Source organism: Clostridioides sp. ES-S-0108-01 (assembly GCF_020662285.1).
GTDB lineage: Bacteria > Bacillota > Clostridia > Peptostreptococcales > Peptostreptococcaceae > Clostridioides.
Map to the genome: position 1 here is coordinate 23,145 of NZ_JADGMN010000013.1, position 18,375 is coordinate 41,519.

18 protein-coding genes are annotated in these 18,375 nt (G+C 27.6%); 1 reads left to right on the top strand and 17 read right to left on the bottom strand.

Going from position 1 to position 18,375, the window contains the following annotated elements; translation table 11 throughout:
• Nucleotides 1-128 precede the first annotated feature (128 nt).
• From IR152_RS12755 to IR152_RS12835, 17 genes are all read right to left on the bottom strand, one after another.
• Nucleotides 129-908: a DUF975 family protein gene (locus IR152_RS12755; RefSeq protein ID WP_227452335.1), complete on the bottom strand. Its 780-nt coding sequence runs from the start codon at nucleotides 906-908 to the stop codon at nucleotides 129-131.
• Nucleotides 909-1,222: 314 nt separating this feature from the next.
• Entirely contained in the window at nucleotides 1,223-1,828 is a 606-nt protein-coding gene (locus IR152_RS12760; RefSeq protein ID WP_227452397.1) for a hypothetical protein, read from the bottom strand.
• A gap of 658 nt (nucleotides 1,829-2,486) precedes the next feature.
• The gene (locus IR152_RS12765; RefSeq protein ID WP_227452336.1) at nucleotides 2,487-3,098 is read right to left on the bottom strand and encodes a hypothetical protein; all 612 of its coding nucleotides are present in this window, start codon (nucleotides 3,096-3,098) and stop codon (nucleotides 2,487-2,489) included.
• Nucleotides 3,099-3,189: 91 nt separating this feature from the next.
• Nucleotides 3,190-4,179: an ornithine cyclodeaminase family protein gene (locus tag IR152_RS12770; protein WP_227452337.1), complete on the bottom strand. Its 990-nt coding sequence runs from the start codon at nucleotides 4,177-4,179 to the stop codon at nucleotides 3,190-3,192.
• Nucleotides 4,180-4,245: 66 nt separating this feature from the next.
• Nucleotides 4,246-5,109 (bottom strand): DUF3298 and DUF4163 domain-containing protein, encoded by an 864-nt coding sequence (locus IR152_RS12775; RefSeq protein ID WP_227452338.1) that lies wholly within the window; start codon nucleotides 5,107-5,109, stop codon nucleotides 4,246-4,248.
• Between the two features lie 120 nt (nucleotides 5,110-5,229).
• Nucleotides 5,230-5,811, bottom strand: coding sequence for a CheB methylesterase domain-containing protein (locus tag IR152_RS12780; protein WP_227452339.1), 582 nt, complete (start codon nucleotides 5,809-5,811; stop codon nucleotides 5,230-5,232).
• A 39-nt stretch (nucleotides 5,812-5,850) separates the two neighbouring features.
• The gene (locus tag IR152_RS12785; RefSeq protein ID WP_227452340.1) at nucleotides 5,851-6,654 is read right to left on the bottom strand and encodes a CheR family methyltransferase; all 804 of its coding nucleotides are present in this window, start codon (nucleotides 6,652-6,654) and stop codon (nucleotides 5,851-5,853) included.
• A 35-nt stretch (nucleotides 6,655-6,689) separates the two neighbouring features.
• Nucleotides 6,690-7,130 (bottom strand): chemotaxis protein CheW, encoded by a 441-nt coding sequence (locus tag IR152_RS12790; protein ID WP_227452341.1) that lies wholly within the window; start codon nucleotides 7,128-7,130, stop codon nucleotides 6,690-6,692.
• 12 nt (nucleotides 7,131-7,142) lie between these two features.
• The gene (locus IR152_RS12795; RefSeq protein WP_311315443.1) at nucleotides 7,143-9,245 is read right to left on the bottom strand and encodes a chemotaxis protein CheA; all 2,103 of its coding nucleotides are present in this window, start codon (nucleotides 9,243-9,245) and stop codon (nucleotides 7,143-7,145) included.
• Between the two features lie 178 nt (nucleotides 9,246-9,423).
• Nucleotides 9,424-11,127, bottom strand: coding sequence for a methyl-accepting chemotaxis protein (locus IR152_RS12800; RefSeq protein ID WP_227452343.1), 1,704 nt, complete (start codon nucleotides 11,125-11,127; stop codon nucleotides 9,424-9,426).
• Between the two features lie 25 nt (nucleotides 11,128-11,152).
• Nucleotides 11,153-12,112: a diguanylate cyclase gene (locus IR152_RS12805; protein ID WP_227452344.1), complete on the bottom strand. Its 960-nt coding sequence runs from the start codon at nucleotides 12,110-12,112 to the stop codon at nucleotides 11,153-11,155.
• A 135-nt stretch (nucleotides 12,113-12,247) separates the two neighbouring features.
• Nucleotides 12,248-12,766: a chemotaxis protein CheW gene (locus IR152_RS12810; protein ID WP_227452345.1), complete on the bottom strand. Its 519-nt coding sequence runs from the start codon at nucleotides 12,764-12,766 to the stop codon at nucleotides 12,248-12,250.
• 42 nt (nucleotides 12,767-12,808) lie between these two features.
• On the bottom strand, nucleotides 12,809-13,294 hold the full coding sequence (locus tag IR152_RS12815; protein ID WP_227452346.1) for a chemotaxis protein CheD: 486 nt from the start codon (nucleotides 13,292-13,294) through the stop codon (nucleotides 12,809-12,811).
• Nucleotides 13,291-13,938 carry a chemotaxis protein CheC gene (locus tag IR152_RS20295; RefSeq protein ID WP_311315444.1) on the bottom strand — a complete coding sequence of 216 codons (648 nt, stop codon included), beginning with the start codon at nucleotides 13,936-13,938 and terminating at the stop codon, nucleotides 13,291-13,293. The genes IR152_RS12815 and IR152_RS20295 overlap by 4 nt, the downstream gene beginning before the upstream one ends.
• Before the next feature lie 26 nt (nucleotides 13,939-13,964).
• A complete protein-coding gene (locus IR152_RS12825) occupies nucleotides 13,965-14,327 on the bottom strand; it encodes a response regulator (RefSeq protein ID WP_227452347.1) in 363 nt (120 codons plus the stop codon).
• Nucleotides 14,328-15,216: 889 nt separating this feature from the next.
• Nucleotides 15,217-15,714 carry a GyrI-like domain-containing protein gene (locus tag IR152_RS12830; RefSeq protein WP_227452348.1) on the bottom strand — a complete coding sequence of 166 codons (498 nt, stop codon included), beginning with the start codon at nucleotides 15,712-15,714 and terminating at the stop codon, nucleotides 15,217-15,219.
• Between the two features lie 163 nt (nucleotides 15,715-15,877).
• The gene (locus IR152_RS12835; protein WP_227452349.1) at nucleotides 15,878-16,792 is read right to left on the bottom strand and encodes a helix-turn-helix transcriptional regulator; all 915 of its coding nucleotides are present in this window, start codon (nucleotides 16,790-16,792) and stop codon (nucleotides 15,878-15,880) included.
• 729 nt (nucleotides 16,793-17,521) lie between these two features.
• Here IR152_RS12835 and IR152_RS12840 point away from each other — a divergent pair.
• Complete coding sequence (locus IR152_RS12840) at nucleotides 17,522-18,373, top strand: DUF3100 domain-containing protein (RefSeq protein ID WP_227452350.1); 852 nt, start codon at nucleotides 17,522-17,524, stop codon at nucleotides 18,371-18,373.
• Nucleotides 18,374-18,375 lie beyond the last annotated feature (2 nt).

An 18,375-nucleotide genomic window follows, 5' to 3' on the forward strand; every position in this document is an offset into this window, starting at 1 on the left:
TTATTTTTTAATAACATTTTTAATAACAAAAACTGTCTTTTTTAAAAAATTCTTATAAAAGACAGTTTTATTAACGTTATATTTTAATGTTTAATTAAAGCTATATTTTATCTAAGTGTAGAACTATCTTAATACATAGAATAAGATTTTTCTTTATCTAACAATACATCCTCTACATCTGGATTTTCTTTTAACAAATGTCTATAAAAATTACAGTTAGTAACTCCTACATATGGAACTAACCATAATAGACCTATCCCCAATGTAAATATTGCCAATATATACCATCCTATGAAGCTAAGATTTAGTACAAATAATTTAAGTACATTTCCTTTCATCATATCTAAACTAGCACCCATTGCTTTAAATACACCCATGTTATCTTTATCTTCACAAATCAAAAAAGCAGCTTGAGAAACATATAATAGCAATATATAAACTGGTATCATAAGAACAAGTATTATAATAACTAGAGTTATTCCAGTAGAAATAATAGTTCCTATTCCAACACTATCACTTGATATATATTCGATTGCTCCACTAGTAAGTAAAACTCCAAATGATAAAAATGCTCCTATAATTGTAATTATAAAAGAATATATATAAACAGCAATTGATTCTAATACATAATACCCAAAACTTCTTAAATAAATTCTTCCATTTACAAAGATATCTCCTATCTTTACTTTTTCGTCTTTAGTAATTTTCAAAAACATACATGTAAATCCTGCTGCAAAGCAAAAAGCTACCACAGCTACTACAATAGTAGTTAAAGGTTCAAAAGGCAATCCTACAATCGATATTAGCACTATCAATGCAATATATACTGCCAAAGTAATTGCACATGTACCCCAGTTTCCAGACAATTGAGCTTTAGATACTCTTTTTAATTCTTGCCTTGATACCATAAAAAACACCCCTTTCATTTTATAAAAAAACTTAAAAAAATACATAAATAAAATTTTAACGTATAATATAATATTAATATATCATATTTTCGACTATATAACACACAATTATTCACCATGTTTTATCAAGATATATCATAATTGTATTTACAGTTTTATATAGTCATTATTGACAAGTATATCAAATGAATTTGATTTATTGTACAATAAACAATAAGATAAATTATACTAAATATGCTTTATTTAGTATAATAAACTATCTTCCAAACATTTTATTATATGTTTAAAAAATAGTTTTGTGTCTTTAAAATAAATTAATTTGTATATATTCCTTCACATAGTTTTTGCATATTTCCAGGCGGTTGCCATTTACCCTCTTTTTTCGTATATGTAATCAAAGTTGTAACTTCTTTAGTCGGCTTCTTATTGTAAATATCTATAATTATTTTTGCCATATCATCTTGAACTTCTTTTTCTGATTTGTTGTAATTTTTTTCATCAGTTACATATGATTTTACTAAATAATTCGCTTTAGACATTATTTTTCTAGTATCCAATGCTTTACTTACAACCTTCAAAGTTATCCTATCTTTGCTAGAAGACTCTACTGTTACTGTCTTTTCAACACCTTGAATTAACTTAACAATTACATTATATATCTTTTCGGCATTTTCTTTACCATAAAGAGGTGTTAATTGTTCAACCATCGAAATCTTATCCTTGTCATTGTAATTTTGAATTTGTTTATATTCAGCTTCTGTTAAAGCATCAGAAATACCCTTTTCGTCGTATTTATACATTTCTAACGCAGCCAAATTAGCTTCAAAATTTGATTTTACTTTATCTTTTGCATTAGAACACCCTATACTTAGAACTAAAACTAGAATCATAATTGAAGATAATATCAACTTTTTTACCATTTTCACGTAAATATCCTCCCTTAGTTAATTAATATAATGGAAAAATGAACCCTCATTTCTAGATAATTAAGCTTTAGATACTTTTTTAACTCTTTACTTTATAATACAAAAAACTTCTCTTTTTTTATATAAAATATCTCTAGAAAATATAAATAAACTTTTAATATATGATATTAATGTGTCATGTTTTTATATTATATAGTTAATATTCTGAAACTCCCACGCCTAAAGGCATTGGGTTCTTAGTTACTACATGAATTTCTATAATACTCTCAGTTACAATAAATCATAACATACAACATATTATCACTAATCATATTCCCTAAGACTTTTATTAACAAAGTATCTGTTGACACCATTAACATTAATATTAGGCTCGTATCTCAACCTATATAGTTTTTTATATCCCCATATTAGATATTAATTTACAACCATTTAATTTTAATTTCTTTAATCTACTTATTTCTTTATCATGTAAAATACTAAATAATAAAGAAAATAATATTAAATATGATTATATAACAATAATAAAGTAAACTATTTGTTACTGTATATTTATATATCAACTACTGTATATTCATATATCAACATAAAATAAACTACCTCTCAAACATTTTATATTTTGTTTAAAAGATAGTTTTTGTGTCTTTAAAATAAATTAAACTGTATATATTCCTTCACACAATGTTTGTATATTACTAGGTGGTTGCCATTTACCATCTTTTTTAGTATATGTAATCATAGTTGTAATTTCCTTAGTTGGTTTCTTATTGTAAAGGTCTATAATCATTTTTGCCATATCATCTTGAACTTCTTTTTCTTTTTTATCATAGTTCTTTTCATCAGTTACATAAGATTTTACTAAATTGTTCGCTTCAGTCATTACTTTACTAGTATCCAATGCTTTACTTACAACTTTTAAAGTTATCTTATCCTTACTAGAAGATTCCACTGTTACGGTCTTTTCAACACCTTGAATTAATTTAACAATTGTTTCGTATATTTTTTCAGCATTTTCTTTACCATAAAGAGGTGTCAATTGAGCAATCATTGAGACCTTATCCTTGTCGTTATAAGTTTGAATTTTTTTATATTCAGCTTCTGTTAAAGAGTCAGAAATACCTTTTTCGTCGTATTTATACATTTCTAATGCAGCTAAATTAGCTTCAAAATTCGACTTTACTTTCTCTTCTGCATTAGAACATCCTATAGTTAGAATTAAAACTATAGCCATAATCGAAGATAATATTAACTTTTTTACCATTTTCATACAAATATCCTCCCTCAATTAAGATAATAAAAAATTTATTTATCAATAGTATAACATAAGCTTGTCTAACCATAAAATAATTTTGAATATTTTACCACTTCCAGTCCATTCCAATACCGTTTTCTTTTGCTTTATCGTATATTCTTTTCGCTGTTACGACATCTTGTACACCTATTCCGACAGTTTTAAACACAATTATCTCATCATCATTTTTTCTTCCAGGGATAGTTCCATTTATAACATTTCCTAAATCACCACTAAAATCATCTTTACTTATCTTACCTTCTTTTAATGGAATCAATATATCTCCTGATTCAGATAAAACTGCATCTGTTGATTCAAAAAATATCTTAGATGCTCTAGTTAAACAATTTGGGCATAACTCCTGCATATCTGGCATATATGAACCTACTGCACTTACTAAAGCTCCTTTTTTAACTAAGTTTCCATTAAGTACTGGTTGTTTTGATGGAGTAGCTAAAACTATCACATCTGCATTATCTATAGCTTCATCAGATGATTCAACTGCAACTATTTTAGTATTATATTTACTTAATTTTAAGTTCATTTCTTCTGCAAATTTTTCTCTACTTTCCTTGTTTCTACTAAAAACTCTTACCTCGTCCAGATTTCTAGCTTCTATCATAGCTTCAAGTTGTGGCTCACCTTGTCCTCCTAGACCTATCAAAGCCCCTATCTTAGAATCTTTTTTAGCCAACACATCTATAGCCGCTCCAGATGCTGCTCCAGTACGAATCTGAGTTACATAAGTCCCATCCAATACTGCGCTAACTTCTCCAGTTTCTCCATCTAATAATAATACTGTTGCTGGAATCACTGGCTTACCCTTTTGAGCATTTTTAGGAAATACAGATACAATTTTTATCCCCCCACACCCCAATTCCTCTATATATCCCGGCATAAATAACATACTAGCATCTTGACTTGGAACTGGTATATTGGTTCTCAAAGGATTTACACTCTTTCCTTCACAATAAATTCTAAAAGCTTCCTTATCAGCTTCAATTGCGTCTCTCATTGTAAATACTTTTTTTATATCGTCTTTTTTTAAAAGTAGCATTTTTATACCCCCAATTTTAATAATTTTCTATGCTAGATATTATAGCATAACATTTAATTTAAATTTCTATTTTAAATTAAATAAATCTACATACTCTGGTTTTAGCATAGAGCTTATCAGTTTTTTATTTATTGAAAATTCTGGGATTCCTGCTGCATACGAAGTTATATCATATAAATCAAAATATATAACTAGATTCTCATCTTGTAAATAAAAGTTTTGATTTTCTTTTATAGCTTTAAAATTATATATTCCAATATTTTCTTCATCCTTTTTTTCAAGTTCAGCTATTTGTCTTTTGATTTCTTCATCTATAACTTCTTTATATTTAGTATTATCTTTAAATAAGTCCATTAATTCTAAAAATTTTCCAGTTCTCATATCCACATTATATGCTATATCTTGATAAAATCCATGTGCTCCACCACTATAAGTATAATACCTTACTTTTATACTAAGAGCAGAATCAGTATTCTTTTTAAGTTCAAAATCCACATTTGCAACAAACTTATTTTCCTCATCAGGATTATCCTTAAGGTACTGTTTTGCTTCTTTATATGATTTATTATAAAATTCAAATATGTCATTTTTTATTTTATCATTTGTAGACCTTTCAACAATCTTATTTGAATTTGTTATTACAGGCATGTTTATAGTACTTTCTAGATACTCATCATTTTTAACTATTGTTTTACTTCCTATTGTACTTACAGATAAAGTTTGTTTACTCTTTGTAGTATCCTTTGGCAATGATTGATTACTCATAACACTCACTGCTTCTTTATCACTATTTAGATTAATTAAAGCATCTTTCCCTAAATTATTATATTTATAGTCATGTTTAATTGCCAAAACAGCTATTATAGTCAAGGTTAAAACAAATACATATCTTAAAACTTTAGCTTTTGTATCGACTTTAAAAAATTTCATATTATTATTTTCCTCCTAAATATAAATCTCTCTTATTATATTTGGAGTTTCTAGGGTTTTTTATCCATATAATTTAATAAAAGATTAATTTTTATTTATAAAAAATTAATCTTTTTACTTTCAAATGCTAATATATCTTATCAAACAGTTTGAAATTTCATCAAGTGGTAATTGTAACACAACAGAACCCATATCAAAAGCTACCATTGGCATTCCATATACTATACAAGAATTTTTGTCTTGTCCAATTGTAAATGAACCACTTTCTTTCATTTTTAAAAGTCCATTTGCTCCATCAGAACCCATACCTGTAAGTATTATTCCTATTGAATTTTTACCTGCTACTTCTGCAACTGAATCAAACAAAACGTCTACTGATGGACAATGACCATTTATTCTTTCACCTTTTTCACAAGTCACATAATATCCTTGTTTATCCACACATAATTTCATCTGATAACCCCCAGGTGCAATTAGTACAGTTCCTTGTTCGACTCTATCATTATTTTTAGCTTCTCTTACATTCATAACACACTGCTTTTTAAGCCGTTGTGCATACATATAAGTAAATATAGCTGGCATATGTTGAACTACAACAATCCCTGGTGTCGATTTTGGTAAATCTTTTATAATTTCAAATATTGCTTCTGTACCACCTACAGATGCGCCTATAGCAATCACCATATTATTAAAATGTTCCACATTACCGCCTCCACAAAATCATATATTAAAAATACCCTTTTATCTTTTATAGACAGCAGGTTTTACATATTTGTATTTAGTACTATTTCTGTTAATTATCTCTGCATGTCCTACAAACAAAAAACTACCTGCTTTGGTTACATTATAAAATTTATTTATAAGTTCTTCTCTAGTTTTTAAATCAAAATAAATCATAACATTTCTACAAAAAATCAAATCAAAATGTTGATATGAGAAATCATTCATTAAATTAAATGGCTTGAAAATTACACTTTTTCTAATCTTATCACAAATTTTAAATGTACCATCTTTGTTATCTATAAAATACTTCTTCTTCCATAACTTAGGAACATTATTAACATTTGATTCTGTGTATATACCTCTTTTAGCTTTTTCAAGTGAGTTCATTGAAATATCTGTGGCTATGATTTTAACGTTCCACAACTCTTTATTATATCCAAAATAATCATCTAAAGTCATAGCTATTGAATATGCTTCTTCTCCACTAGAACAGCCTGCACTCCATATATTTAAGTTTCTTAGTTTATTATTTTCTTCCCAAAAAGGAAGTATATTATTCTGTATAAACTCAAAATGTTGAGGTTCTCTCATAAAAAATGTATGATTGGTACTCAGTCTATTTATTAGGTTTATAGCCTCATTTTCTGTCTTGTCTTTAAATAATAGATTCATGTACTGACTAAAAGAACTATATTTTCGCTCTATCATTGTATTATATAAACGACCTTCAATTAACGCTCTTTTTTTACTTAAATCAATACCGTATTCTTTTTTTACATGGTTTACAAGAATTATAAATTCTTCATCTGTGAGTTTTATCATGCAAAAACTTCCTCCTGCTAATTTATCAAAGCTAACTACGTGTTATTAATCAAAAACTTTCGAATATCTAAAATTAGTATAGAATTATCTTCAATTTTCGCAATTTCTTTTATATCTTTATTAATATTCGAATTGTTAGAATCAGTTGTCTCTAACAAGTTTAGATTATCTATATGAATAACATCAACAACTTTATCTACAATAATTCCAACTTGATACTCATCAACCTTTGTAATTATTATACATGTCCTCTCATTATAATCAGCTTCAGTAAGATTGTATTTTATATGCATATTAATAACTGGTATTATTCTTCCTCGCAAATTAATAACTCCACTTATATATGTTGGAAGACATGGTACATACGTTATTGATTGAAATCTTATGGTCTCAATCACATTTTCTAATTCTATTCCATAAATAACATCATTGACATAAAATGTCAGTACTTGTTTAATAATTTCATCTTTAGACATACTTTAAATCCCCTAATATATTTCTATCATGCTATCTGCATCTATAATTAAGCTTATACTTCCATCCCCAAGTATTGTACACCCTGATAAACCATTGTTTTTTATATTGAATCGGTTAAAATAAACTGGAAATGGTTTCACAACAACTTGTTGATTACCTATTATTTCATCAACAAAAATGCATGCTGCTTTATGCTCATTTTCAATAATTATCATATTTCCATGCATCAGATTAGTTACCTCTGTCTGAATATTATATATTTTATGTAACCTTATAATAGGAATACATGCTCCATATATCATAATTAACTCTGTTTTATTGCCTTCTGTAATTATTTGATTTAAATCTGTAAGTTTAAATGTTCTCCTTATAGATGATATTGGTAAAGTAAATAGTGAATCTCCAACTTTAAACTCCATACCCTCTACTATAGAAAGAGTTAGTGGTATTTTTATAGTAAACGTTGTTCCTTCATCTTGTTTACTTTTTACTTCGATTGAACCTCCGACCTTTTCAATACTTTTACGAACAATATCCATGCCTACTCCTCTACCAGAAAATTCAGTTATAGATTCTTTGGTAGAAAAACCTGGAATCATAATCAAAGAATTAACTTCGTCATCAGTATATTCATTGCTTTGATGTTTAAGAAGACCTTGTTCTTTAGCTTTTGCTAAAACCTTATCTTTCATGATACCTCTACCATCATCTGAAATACTTATCACAGCTTCTCCACCTAAATTTTCAGCAGATAAAACTATTTTTCCTACTCCTTCTTTCCCTTTAGCTATACGCTCTTCAATAGGTTCTATTGCATGGTCCATAGCATTTCTTATAAGATGCATAAATGGTTCTGCTAAATTATCAATTACACTCTTATCAACTTCTGTCTCTGCCCCTATAGTTATTAGCTCTACATTCTTATCTAATTTTTTATTCATATCTCGTACAATTCTATGCATTTTTTGAAATACACCAGCAATTTGAATCATACGCATCGACATTACTATATCCTGCAATTCATCTGTAAGCTTATGCAATTGTCTTGTTGCCTTATTGAAATTATCTATATCAACACCTGTATAATTTACACTATTTACAACCATTGATTCCATGATTACAATTTCACCAACTATATTTTGAAGTAAATCCAATTTTTCTAAATTCACACTCATAATACTCTGCTTACTTATTGACAGGTGTCCATTTTCTCCATTTAGACTATCTTTTTCTATATCAGTTTTTTCATTTAAAATATCTTCTTGTAACTCTTCTTTTATATAGCTATTTTTATACCCTGTACTTATTTCATTATTATCTTTTAATTTATTTTCTACTTCATCATTATCTGATGTACTTTTTATTCCTATTTCTTTTTTAGTAATATTTATATATTCTTTTACATAGAGATTCTCTTGTATAGTTTTATAAACCATTATCTTATCATCTTTAGCAACAAATTGTATATAAAACCCATAATTTTTAATATATTCTGCTGATTCTGCATTTATTTCTACATCTTTAGGATAAAACTCCAGAAATTCACAGTAATCTCTAAGTTCAAATATAAGCATGAAAGCTCTTACATTTTCCATCATACAACCTTGTTCAAAGATTATTTTTACTATATCAGAATCTTCTTTGTATGAAAAAATCGAATCGGTTATTTCTTTGTCATCTGTACTTTCTAAACTTGTATTATCCTTTAATTTCATAGAATTTGATAACTCTAAAGCACTTACATAATCTTCAATCCCTTTGATAAAGTGAGAGTAATCAGAAGATATACAATCTCCTGATTGTAATTCGCCTATATCGCCTTTTATAAAATCCAAAGATTGAAAAACTAAATCAAATAATAAGTCACTGTCCAAAATTTCTATTTTTCCTTCACGTATGGCATAAAACAAGTCTTCTACGCTATGTGCTAAAGCAGCTATATTATCTAACCCCATCATAGATGCTGAACCTTTTATCGTATGCATTATTCTAAAAGTTTCATTGATGTTGTTATGAGTAAATACTTTCTCTTTTTCTATTTGAATCATAATTTCATCTAATTGTTCAAGTAGTAGACTTGTTTCAAATATAAACATATCTAACATTGGTCTCATACTCGGTTCAATATAATTCACATTCATCACCTACGGTCTACAAATAATTTTCTATTTTCCGTTATATATAGCATTTCATAATTTAAATCCACAATGATTCTCTTATTTCACTATATATTCATCTCATAATTTAAATCCACGATGATTCTCTTATCTCACTATATATTCATCTCATAATTTAAATCCACGATGATTCTCTTATCTCACTTTCTTTTAGATGAAATTTTGCTACTAGTTCTTTTAAAATTTGTGCTTGAGCAGACATCTCTTCTGAAGCTGCTGCACTTTCCTCTGCCGTTGCTGAGTTCATTTGGACTACTATAGAAATTTGCTCTATTCCAGATAAAATCTGTGTAATTGCTACTTCTTGGCTATGTACAGCAGAAGAAATTCCATTAATATAATCAGTAGTTTTTTCTACACCATTCACTACTAAATCCAATGCATTTGCAGTCTCTTTAGCAATTTTCACACCATTTTCTACTGTTTTAATAGCTTCTTCTATGAGAATCGCTGTATTTTGAGCTGCTTTTGCACTTTTACCAGCCAAAGACCTAACTTCATCTGCTACAACTGCAAATCCCCTACCATATTGACCTGCTCTTGCTGCTTCAACAGCTGCATTTAATGCGAGAATATTAGTTTGGAATGCTATCTCATCTATTGTTTTAATTATTTTTGATATTTCACTCGATTTTTCACTTATCTCACCCATTGACGCCATCATATCATCCATACATCTACTTCCAAAACCAACTTGCAATGCAGATTGGTTAGATACTTCACATGCAAGACTAGCACTATCTGCACATTTCTTAATTCCATCTGATATTTCATTAATTGTGGAAGCTAATTCTTCTATTGAACTAGCTTGTTCAGTAGCACCCTGTGAAAGAGCTTGTGCACCTGCTGCAACCTGTTCTGATGCACTTGCAACTTGTTCTGCTGATAAATTTATTTCAGAAAAATCACCATTAAAAGAGTTTATTATACTTTCCAAAGATATTTTAATTGATTTAAAATCACCTATAAATTCTTGGTTTATCTCTACTCTTAAATCACCTTTTGCAATACTAGTTAATGTAGTGTCTATAAGGTCTATATAATTTAAAAGCATACTTTGCATCTTTTTGACAGAACTCACCAACATCCCTATTTCAGATTTACTTTCTTCAACATCTATACTCGTTCTTAAGTCCCCAGACGCAATTCTTGAAAAGTGTTTTTCTACTTTATTAATAGGAATCACTATCTTTAATTTTATTACTGTATATTCTGTTATTGTCAGTATTATTAAGAGAGAAAGTATAAATATTGTTCTTAATATTAAACTTTGTAATTCTTTTTTTACTTTTACAATTTCGGCATTTGAACGAGTAACTATCTCCTCTTGAAATTCATTTATCAAAGAATCCATTTTCTCTTGAGAGTTTATATAATCACTACCAAAAATTATATTTTGAGCTGTACTCTTATTATTACTTTCAACTGCCTTTATAGCACTTTGTTCTGTTGGCACCAAAGAATCTGATATTTCTTTTGCTTCTAAGATTTTATTTGACTCATTCTTTGTAAGACCAATTCTTTCTAATTTATTTAAAGCTGACTCTCTTGTTTTTCCATATAATTCTTTTTCATAAATATCTTTATGCTTTTTTTCACCTGTAAAGACGTATCTTCTTAATATATCGCTAACCTCTCTAGTTGTATCTTTTATATACTGACTTTGAGTCCTCAAATTATTCATTTTATTAATACTTTTTTCCACTTTTTCAAATGCTTTGTAAGATGAAATAGAAGAAAAAATCCCTGCTAGAACAGCCACTACTATAATAATCAGCAATACAATTGCTAATTTAGAAAGCTTTACTTCTCTTTTCATATCTGTACTCCTTTATAAAGTAAGTTTATATCTTTTTTAATCCTTTCATTGTACTTACTACACTACAATCTTTTCCTAAATTTTTGCCCTCATACATTGCTTTATCTGCTAAGGATATGTTTTCTTCTAATGATATATTTGAGTTTACTTCTACTACCCCTAATGTAATAGTACATTTTATTTTATTTTCTTTATAGTTGAAATCAAACTCTTTTATCTCTTTGCGAATTCTTTCTGAAAGTATCTTAGCACCTTCTATTGGAGTATTTGTTACCATTATCAAAAACTCTTCTCCACCCCATCTTGATACAGTATCAGTTTGTCTACAATTCCTTTTTATTATACTCGATATTACTGTCAACACGAAATCCCCTGCTTCATGTCCATAAGTATCATTAATAACCTTAAAGTCATCAATATCCCCAAGAATAAGAGATATTAATGTTTCACTATACTTATTAATTCTTCTTTGCTCCATAAGCTTATTAATTATATGGCGTCTATTGTAAAGCCCTGTAAGATAATCTCTTACAACCAGTCTATTCAATTTTTCAAGAGAAGACTCCAGTTCATTATTTATCTTTTTTAATTTATCTTGAGATTTCTTTACTTCAAGATGAGCCATAATACGAGCTTTTAATTCTGTCATACTAAAAGGTTTCACTATATAATCTATTGCTCCTACACCAAATCCCCTTACTATGTCTGTATCTGCATTTTTTGAAGTTATAAAGATTATAGGTATATCTGCTGTGCGAGCATTAGATTTCACTTCCTTACAAAAATCAAAACCAGAGTTATCTGGTAAAATTATATCAAGCAAAATAACGTCTGGTATAAATTCTTCAATAAACTCTTTTGCCTCTATTGCATTAAATGCTTTTTTTACCTTAAAATTATCTTTTGTAAGTGTTTTATCTATTAAGTCACACATCAGAACACTATCATCAACGACTAAAATTGTTCCTTGTTGCTTATTTTCCATATACAAACCTCTCTTAAACATAATATATTCAAATTTTAAAGATTTAAAATTTTTATACCTATTAATTATACTACTATATTCTCAAATGCTCTCATCACAATCTTTTTATAGTAACCTTATAATTACATCCCCCTGTTACATGATAGTGCAATTATATTCATTAATTAATTCATCTATTAAAATTTCATCTTTATCTGTCAAAAGTTTCTCTAAATCTAGTAAAGTGATTATTCTACTGTCTACTTCACCAACACCGCTTACAAAATAGTCTGAATACTCTAGAGTAACTCTTGGTGGAGGTGATATTTGACTTTTTTCTAAACTTATTATCTCATCAACCTTATCAACCACAAATCCAACTACTAAATCTTTTATTTCAATTACTACTATATACATACAATTGGTAATGCTTAAATCATCTTTTTTAAGTCTCAAACGCATATCTATTATTGGGATGATTTTTCCTCTTAGATTTATTATGCCTTTAGAATATGTAGGGAGTTCTGGAATAAATATAATTTCTTGATTTCCAACAATTTCTATTACTTTTTCAAGTTTAATTCCAAAATCTTGCTCATCTACTTTAAATTTTAGATACTTAATTCCTTCATCAACTATCCCATAATCTAAATATGGGTCATCTGGAAATCTCATTTAATACCGCCCTCCTAAAATATGCTCTCTATAAAATCTATATTATATTTTCTTTTTACCTTTATTTATTGAATCTACAATTAATGCTCCTGTCTCAGTATAAAAACGTATTGTTCTCCCATAATTCATACCCGTATCCTCGGCTAATATTGGAATATTTAGTCCTAAAAGTGTTTTTTTTACTGCCTGAACATTTCTATGTCCTATACCCGTAACTGATAAATTGCTATTTCCTAAAAACATCTGCGCTCCTCCAGCAATTTTTGCTTTTATATATATTCTATTTGCACCTATATTCTCCATAGATTTAACGAGCTCATTTATCCCTGTATCAGCAAATTTATACTTATTTTCAATATTAATAACATCTTTACTATACGGCAACATAACATGTAACATTCCGCCAACCCCAGCTACTTTATCTATCAAACATACTCCTACACAAGAACCAAGTGCATAAGTAACTAAAACATTTGGTCTATAGGCTATCTTCATATCTGCAATGTTTACTACTATTTCCCTATTCATATTTCCAATCCCAATCTCACTAATATTTCTCTAAGTGAGTCCATTTCTGGAATCATCAAAATGTGACTAGTAAAATAATCATCGCTCATTTTAAACTTATTTTCTATAAATAAAACTTTATCACCAACATCTGAAAATCTTATCATAGGCACATTTAGAACAGCTCCAACCATATCGATACATATATCTGGAATTGAAATACTTATAGTCATGTTTAACATAGATGCAATAGCATTTACATATGAGCTTGCCATAATATTTCCTATTTCTTTAATTGCTGAAATTTCAATTACTTCAATCTTATCTAAGGGAGCTTCTTTTTTATTAAAAAGAGAACTTAACATAAGTTGAGTTATTGATTCATCCAACAAAAACATAAACATTCCATTAATCTCGCCTTTCATATCAAGTAAAATACATACTACTTTATTTTCTGGACCACCAAGCAAATTTGTCGCTTCATTGTACTCAAGTATCTTGACCATAGGTATTAATACTTCTATATTACTATTTATCATGGATGCAAGTGCAGTAATTGCATTCCCAGAGCCTATATTACCAATTTCTCTAAGAGCATCTATATGAGCATCATCAAGTTCTAAATAATTTATAATATAAACCCCTCCCTTTATTATTGCATTTATGTACTCTTCACTGTATCTTTACACTTTTATTTTAAGGCATTATTTACAACTTTGACTAATGTATCTGTTTTAAAGGGCTTCACTATAAAATCTAACGCTCCAAGTTTTATAGCTTCTACAATCATATTTTCTTGTCCTATTGCAGAGCACATCACAACCTTGGCATTTGAATCCAACTTTTTTATTTCTCTTAGCACCTCTAAACCATCTTTTTTGGGCATTGTAATGTCAAGCAAAATCAAATCAGGTTTTTCATCTTTAAATATATTACAAGCTTCTTCTCCATCATTTGCTTCTACTAAATCATTATAGCCACTTTTACTCAGAGCTTCTTTAATCATCATTCTCATAAAAATAGCATCATCTACTATCAAAATTTTATTTTCCATAAAACTAACTCCTCCATATGTACAACAATAAACACTTTTATCTTCAGTTATTGTCTATACTCTCTGACTATTTTCGCTACACAATAAATATATTTCATTGATAAATAAAAGTAATTATTTATGTCATATTATACTCAATTATCTTAACATAATTTGTCAATAAAAAAGCTTATATATCTATTGTAATATATGTTTAGCATTTTGACGAGTTATTAAAAATATAATTGTATAAAACATAAAAAGTTGTCAAAATTAATCAAATTAGAATAAAAATAGCTTTATATCTTTTTATGTCTGTATAAAAAATAATTTTAAGATTCCTTAAAATCACTTCTATAGATTTATATAGTCTCTGATTTGCCTAACACCTATCTGAATTGTTTAACATTTATCTGACTTGCTTAACATCTAATAGATAGTTGTTTACTTATTTAATTAGATTTCTATATATGTATTATCAATTAAATTAGATTTCTATATATGTATTATCGATTAAATTAGATTTAGCTTTATATATTATTTTTTATATTTTTCCAATTATATACTCACAAATCCAAAAGTGTTATCACAGTCCGTACTTAAAATGTTTTTCTTTTTAGCATTAAAAGTTAAACGACAAATCATGACATTTACAAGTATCTCTTAGCAATCAACAATATTAAATGAAGTACATGTATAAAGGTTCAAAGTGAGAATAATATTGTTAATCATTAAAAAAGAGAGTGTCTCAAAATGAACTTTTAAGTTCATAAAGCACTCTTTTTTGTATGAAATCAAATATATTTTCACAATTTCAACAATAAAAAAGAGGCTTATCTCTCTATTTTGAGACAGCCCTTTATGGTTACAAATAATAAAACTGACTATAATTAACATAGTAATAGCAAATCTACTTTATTCCTATGTAAATATGAATTTCGTGTTTATTAGTATCAAATGTATTACTTTGATACTCTTCAAAATCACTTATATAAGTTCTATCAAAATCCATTTTCCAAAACTCCAACCAAAAATCTCCTACTTCTTTTTGACCCCCTACTACAATAAACTTTGCATACTTACCTGCTGGTATAACTTTACTTATAATATTTTCTCCAACAGTATTATTAGTATTTAATTCGTCTAGATTCTTATCTTTATCAACATTGCTATTTACTTCACAGCATGCAACAAAGTTATATGGGCTTGTAAAATCGCCTTGGTAATCTGTATATAAACCTATTGTCTTTTCACTCTTTTTACCTTTTATAGCATTATATATACCTTTACCCATAAATTTTTTCCACGACTCACTTATATCATTTACTGCTTGTCCATCTTTATTAGCAGTCTCTTTTGATATTCCTATAACTATTTTCTCACTTATATTTACTATTTCATAATCCATACTTTATACCTCACTTGGTTTTTATTAATTTATTTTATTTTTGAACTTATTCAATTATAATTTATAATATACGACACCTCTATGTCATATTTTTAATATAATTAAACTTAGCGAGATATTCTATAATTAATAAAATCTTTAATCTATTCTATTTTAATCTATTCTATTTTAATGAGTAAATTTTAGATAATTCCTTTAACCTAGTTATCACATTATCTCTAACATCTTTAGGTTCAAGTACTTCAACGTTGTCGCCAAATGATAAAATATATCCATAAATCCACTCACCAATAGGAAATTCTGTAATTACATCATATGTATTATCTTCATTTTTCGTTATTAAATCTTCATTAAAATCATCAAATACTCTAAAAAGCATCTTTTCTTTAAACCTCAATTTCAAAGTTATAATATTCTCCTTAATTACCTTAGAATCATTCAAACATACTTCTTCTATTATCTTTCTTGAAAATACTTCTTCTTTTACAGATAAATTCTTTATTCTACTAATTCTAAATATCCTAAAATCGTCCTTTAGTTTACAAAATCCATACAAATACCAAGTCTTACTCTTATACATAAGCTTCATGGGTTCGACAGTCCTGTTTGTCTTACTTGACAAACTATTTACATAATTAAAATTTATAGTATTACGCCTTAAAATAGCTTCTTTTATTTTTGTAAATTTATCATCTTCATTAAAATTACTTCCCCATTCAGTAAAGTCTATTTCAATCCAGTTTGAAAAATTCTGCTCTCCAAATATTGAACCAATTTTATTTACTACTGAATTTATTTCTGGATACTTCGTCGCCTGTAATGTTTTTAGTGCAACAATTAAACTCTCTTTATCTTCTTTTGACAATATAGCCTTATCTATAGAATATTCTTCTATTAAAGATATTCCGCCACCCTTGCCTTTCGTCATATATACTGGTACTCCTGACATAGACAGAGTTTCTATATCTCTATATATGGTTCTTGTACAAACCTCAAATCTCTCTGCCAACTCTTTAGCTGTTACCAGTTTTTTATTTAATAAAATTACTATTATTTCTGTTAATCTATTTATTTTCATCCATTACCACCTACTAAAATCATTAAATTTATTTAATTTAAGCTAATCATACCAATTTTAAGTATTTAAAATCTTAGAATCTTATCTAAATTATTCTTACACGATTTTATTTACTTACTATTATCTTTCTCACTTTAGATATTATCATCTTAATTCATTTACTTATTGTCATCTTAATTCATTTATTTATTATTATTTACTTCTACTTATTATCATTTACTTTATTCAATTTCTACATTAAAAATTAGTATTTGTACTTAATACTTACAATTAATTCAAAGTATTTCATTATTTATTTTCTATTGTACTATTCATTTCTATATTTTCTAAAGTACTTTCATTCATCTATTTTTCAATTTTAATTTACTATTTCTCAATTTTATATTATTAATTTTTAACCTTATATTATTAACTCTCAACTTTATATTATTAATTTTTAACTTTATATTATTAATTTTAAAGCTTTTTAGCTATTATTCCTACAATATTTAAACAATTTTTTGATAAATAAAATTCTCTTACAATATATTCAAAATATGTAATATTTTATACATTTTTCGTTGACAATGTTAAATTTTTGTTTTATTCTTAATTAAGGACATGTTAATGACATTTCTAAAACTTATTTGAAACAGTTTTTCTATTTTATTTAGGAAAACGTATTATACTCAAGAAAACGTATTTTTTATTTCAGATAAGTACAATATTTATTCTTTTGGGGAGGAAATCATGGAAATTAATAAAAAACATTTTATTCAAGTATTTTTAACTTGCTTAATATTGGTAGTAATATGTGAATTTATAGGACAAAGAACTATAGCTATTGGAAAAGCCTCTATAGTACTGTTCCCTATGCTTTATGCAGTTATAATTGGACTTATAATAACACCAGATTTATTAGGAAAAAAAATTAAAGCACTTAAAAAAGTCATTGGCGAAAAAGAAATAAACATTGCTGGTGAAGTTGTTGGAATTGCACTAGTAATGCTTGGTATAAAGTATGGTACTACAGTTGGTCCAAACATTGACAAGATAATTCAAGCTGGACCAGCATTCATTGCTCAAGAGTTTGGTCATATACTTGCACCAATCGTTGCATTACCTCTTGCATTAATATTTGGGATGAAAAGAGAAGCCGTTGGAGCTACTGCAAGTATAAGCCGTGAACCTTCTCTAGGAGTTATATCAGAGAAGTATGGGATAAACTCTCCAGAAGGTAGTGGTGTACTTGGTACATACTTGATGGGTACAGTTCTTGGTACTATATACTTTAGTGTACTAGGTTCAATATCTATTTATAGTGGTCTTCATCCATATGCTTTGGGAATGGCCTGTGGTGTTGGTAGTGGAAGTATGATGACAGCTGCTGCTGGTTCATTATCTACCATGGTAGCACCTGAAATGGCAGATACAATACTTGCTTATGCTGCAACAAGCAATATGATGTCTAGTATAACAGGAATTATATTCTTAGTTTTTGTATCCTTACCATTTACTAATTTTATGTATAAGATTTTAGAACCTAAATTTTCGAGAAATAAAAAGACTAAAGAAATCGAAACTACAGAAGGAGAGTGTTAATA

What these genes read in the sequence shown, in the direction of transcription:
- IR152_RS12755 (WP_227452335.1), bottom strand. Translation starts at nt 908, where the DNA reads ATGGTATCAAGGCAAGAATTAAAAAGAGTATCTAAAGCTCAATTGTCT.
- IR152_RS12760 (WP_227452397.1), bottom strand. Translation starts at nt 1,828, where the DNA reads ATGGTAAAAAAGTTGATATTATCTTCAATTATGATTCTAGTTTTAGTT.
- IR152_RS12765 (WP_227452336.1), bottom strand. Translation starts at nt 3,098, where the DNA reads ATGAAAATGGTAAAAAAGTTAATATTATCTTCGATTATGGCTATAGTT.
- IR152_RS12770 (WP_227452337.1), bottom strand. Translation starts at nt 4,179, where the DNA reads ATGCTACTTTTAAAAAAAGACGATATAAAAAAAGTATTTACAATGAGA.
- IR152_RS12775 (WP_227452338.1), bottom strand. Translation starts at nt 5,109, where the DNA reads ATGAAATTTTTTAAAGTCGATACAAAAGCTAAAGTTTTAAGATATGTA.
- IR152_RS12785 (WP_227452340.1), bottom strand. Translation starts at nt 6,654, where the DNA reads ATGATAAAACTCACAGATGAAGAATTTATAATTCTTGTAAACCATGTA.
- IR152_RS12790 (WP_227452341.1), bottom strand. Translation starts at nt 7,130, where the DNA reads ATGTCTAAAGATGAAATTATTAAACAAGTACTGACATTTTATGTCAAT.
- IR152_RS12795 (WP_311315443.1), bottom strand. Translation starts at nt 9,245, where the DNA reads ATGAGACCAATGTTAGATATGTTTATATTTGAAACAAGTCTACTACTT.
- IR152_RS12800 (WP_227452343.1), bottom strand. Translation starts at nt 11,127, where the DNA reads ATGAAAAGAGAAGTAAAGCTTTCTAAATTAGCAATTGTATTGCTGATT.
- IR152_RS12805 (WP_227452344.1), bottom strand. Translation starts at nt 12,112, where the DNA reads ATGGAAAATAAGCAACAAGGAACAATTTTAGTCGTTGATGATAGTGTT.
- IR152_RS12810 (WP_227452345.1), bottom strand. Translation starts at nt 12,766, where the DNA reads ATGAGATTTCCAGATGACCCATATTTAGATTATGGGATAGTTGATGAA.
- IR152_RS12815 (WP_227452346.1), bottom strand. Translation starts at nt 13,294, where the DNA reads ATGAATAGGGAAATAGTAGTAAACATTGCAGATATGAAGATAGCCTAT.
- IR152_RS12825 (WP_227452347.1), bottom strand. Translation starts at nt 14,327, where the DNA reads ATGGAAAATAAAATTTTGATAGTAGATGATGCTATTTTTATGAGAATG.
- IR152_RS12830 (WP_227452348.1), bottom strand. Translation starts at nt 15,714, where the DNA reads ATGGATTATGAAATAGTAAATATAAGTGAGAAAATAGTTATAGGAATA.
- IR152_RS12835 (WP_227452349.1), bottom strand. Translation starts at nt 16,792, where the DNA reads ATGAAAATAAATAGATTAACAGAAATAATAGTAATTTTATTAAATAAA.
- IR152_RS12840 (WP_227452350.1), top strand. Translation starts at nt 17,522, where the DNA reads ATGGAAATTAATAAAAAACATTTTATTCAAGTATTTTTAACTTGCTTA.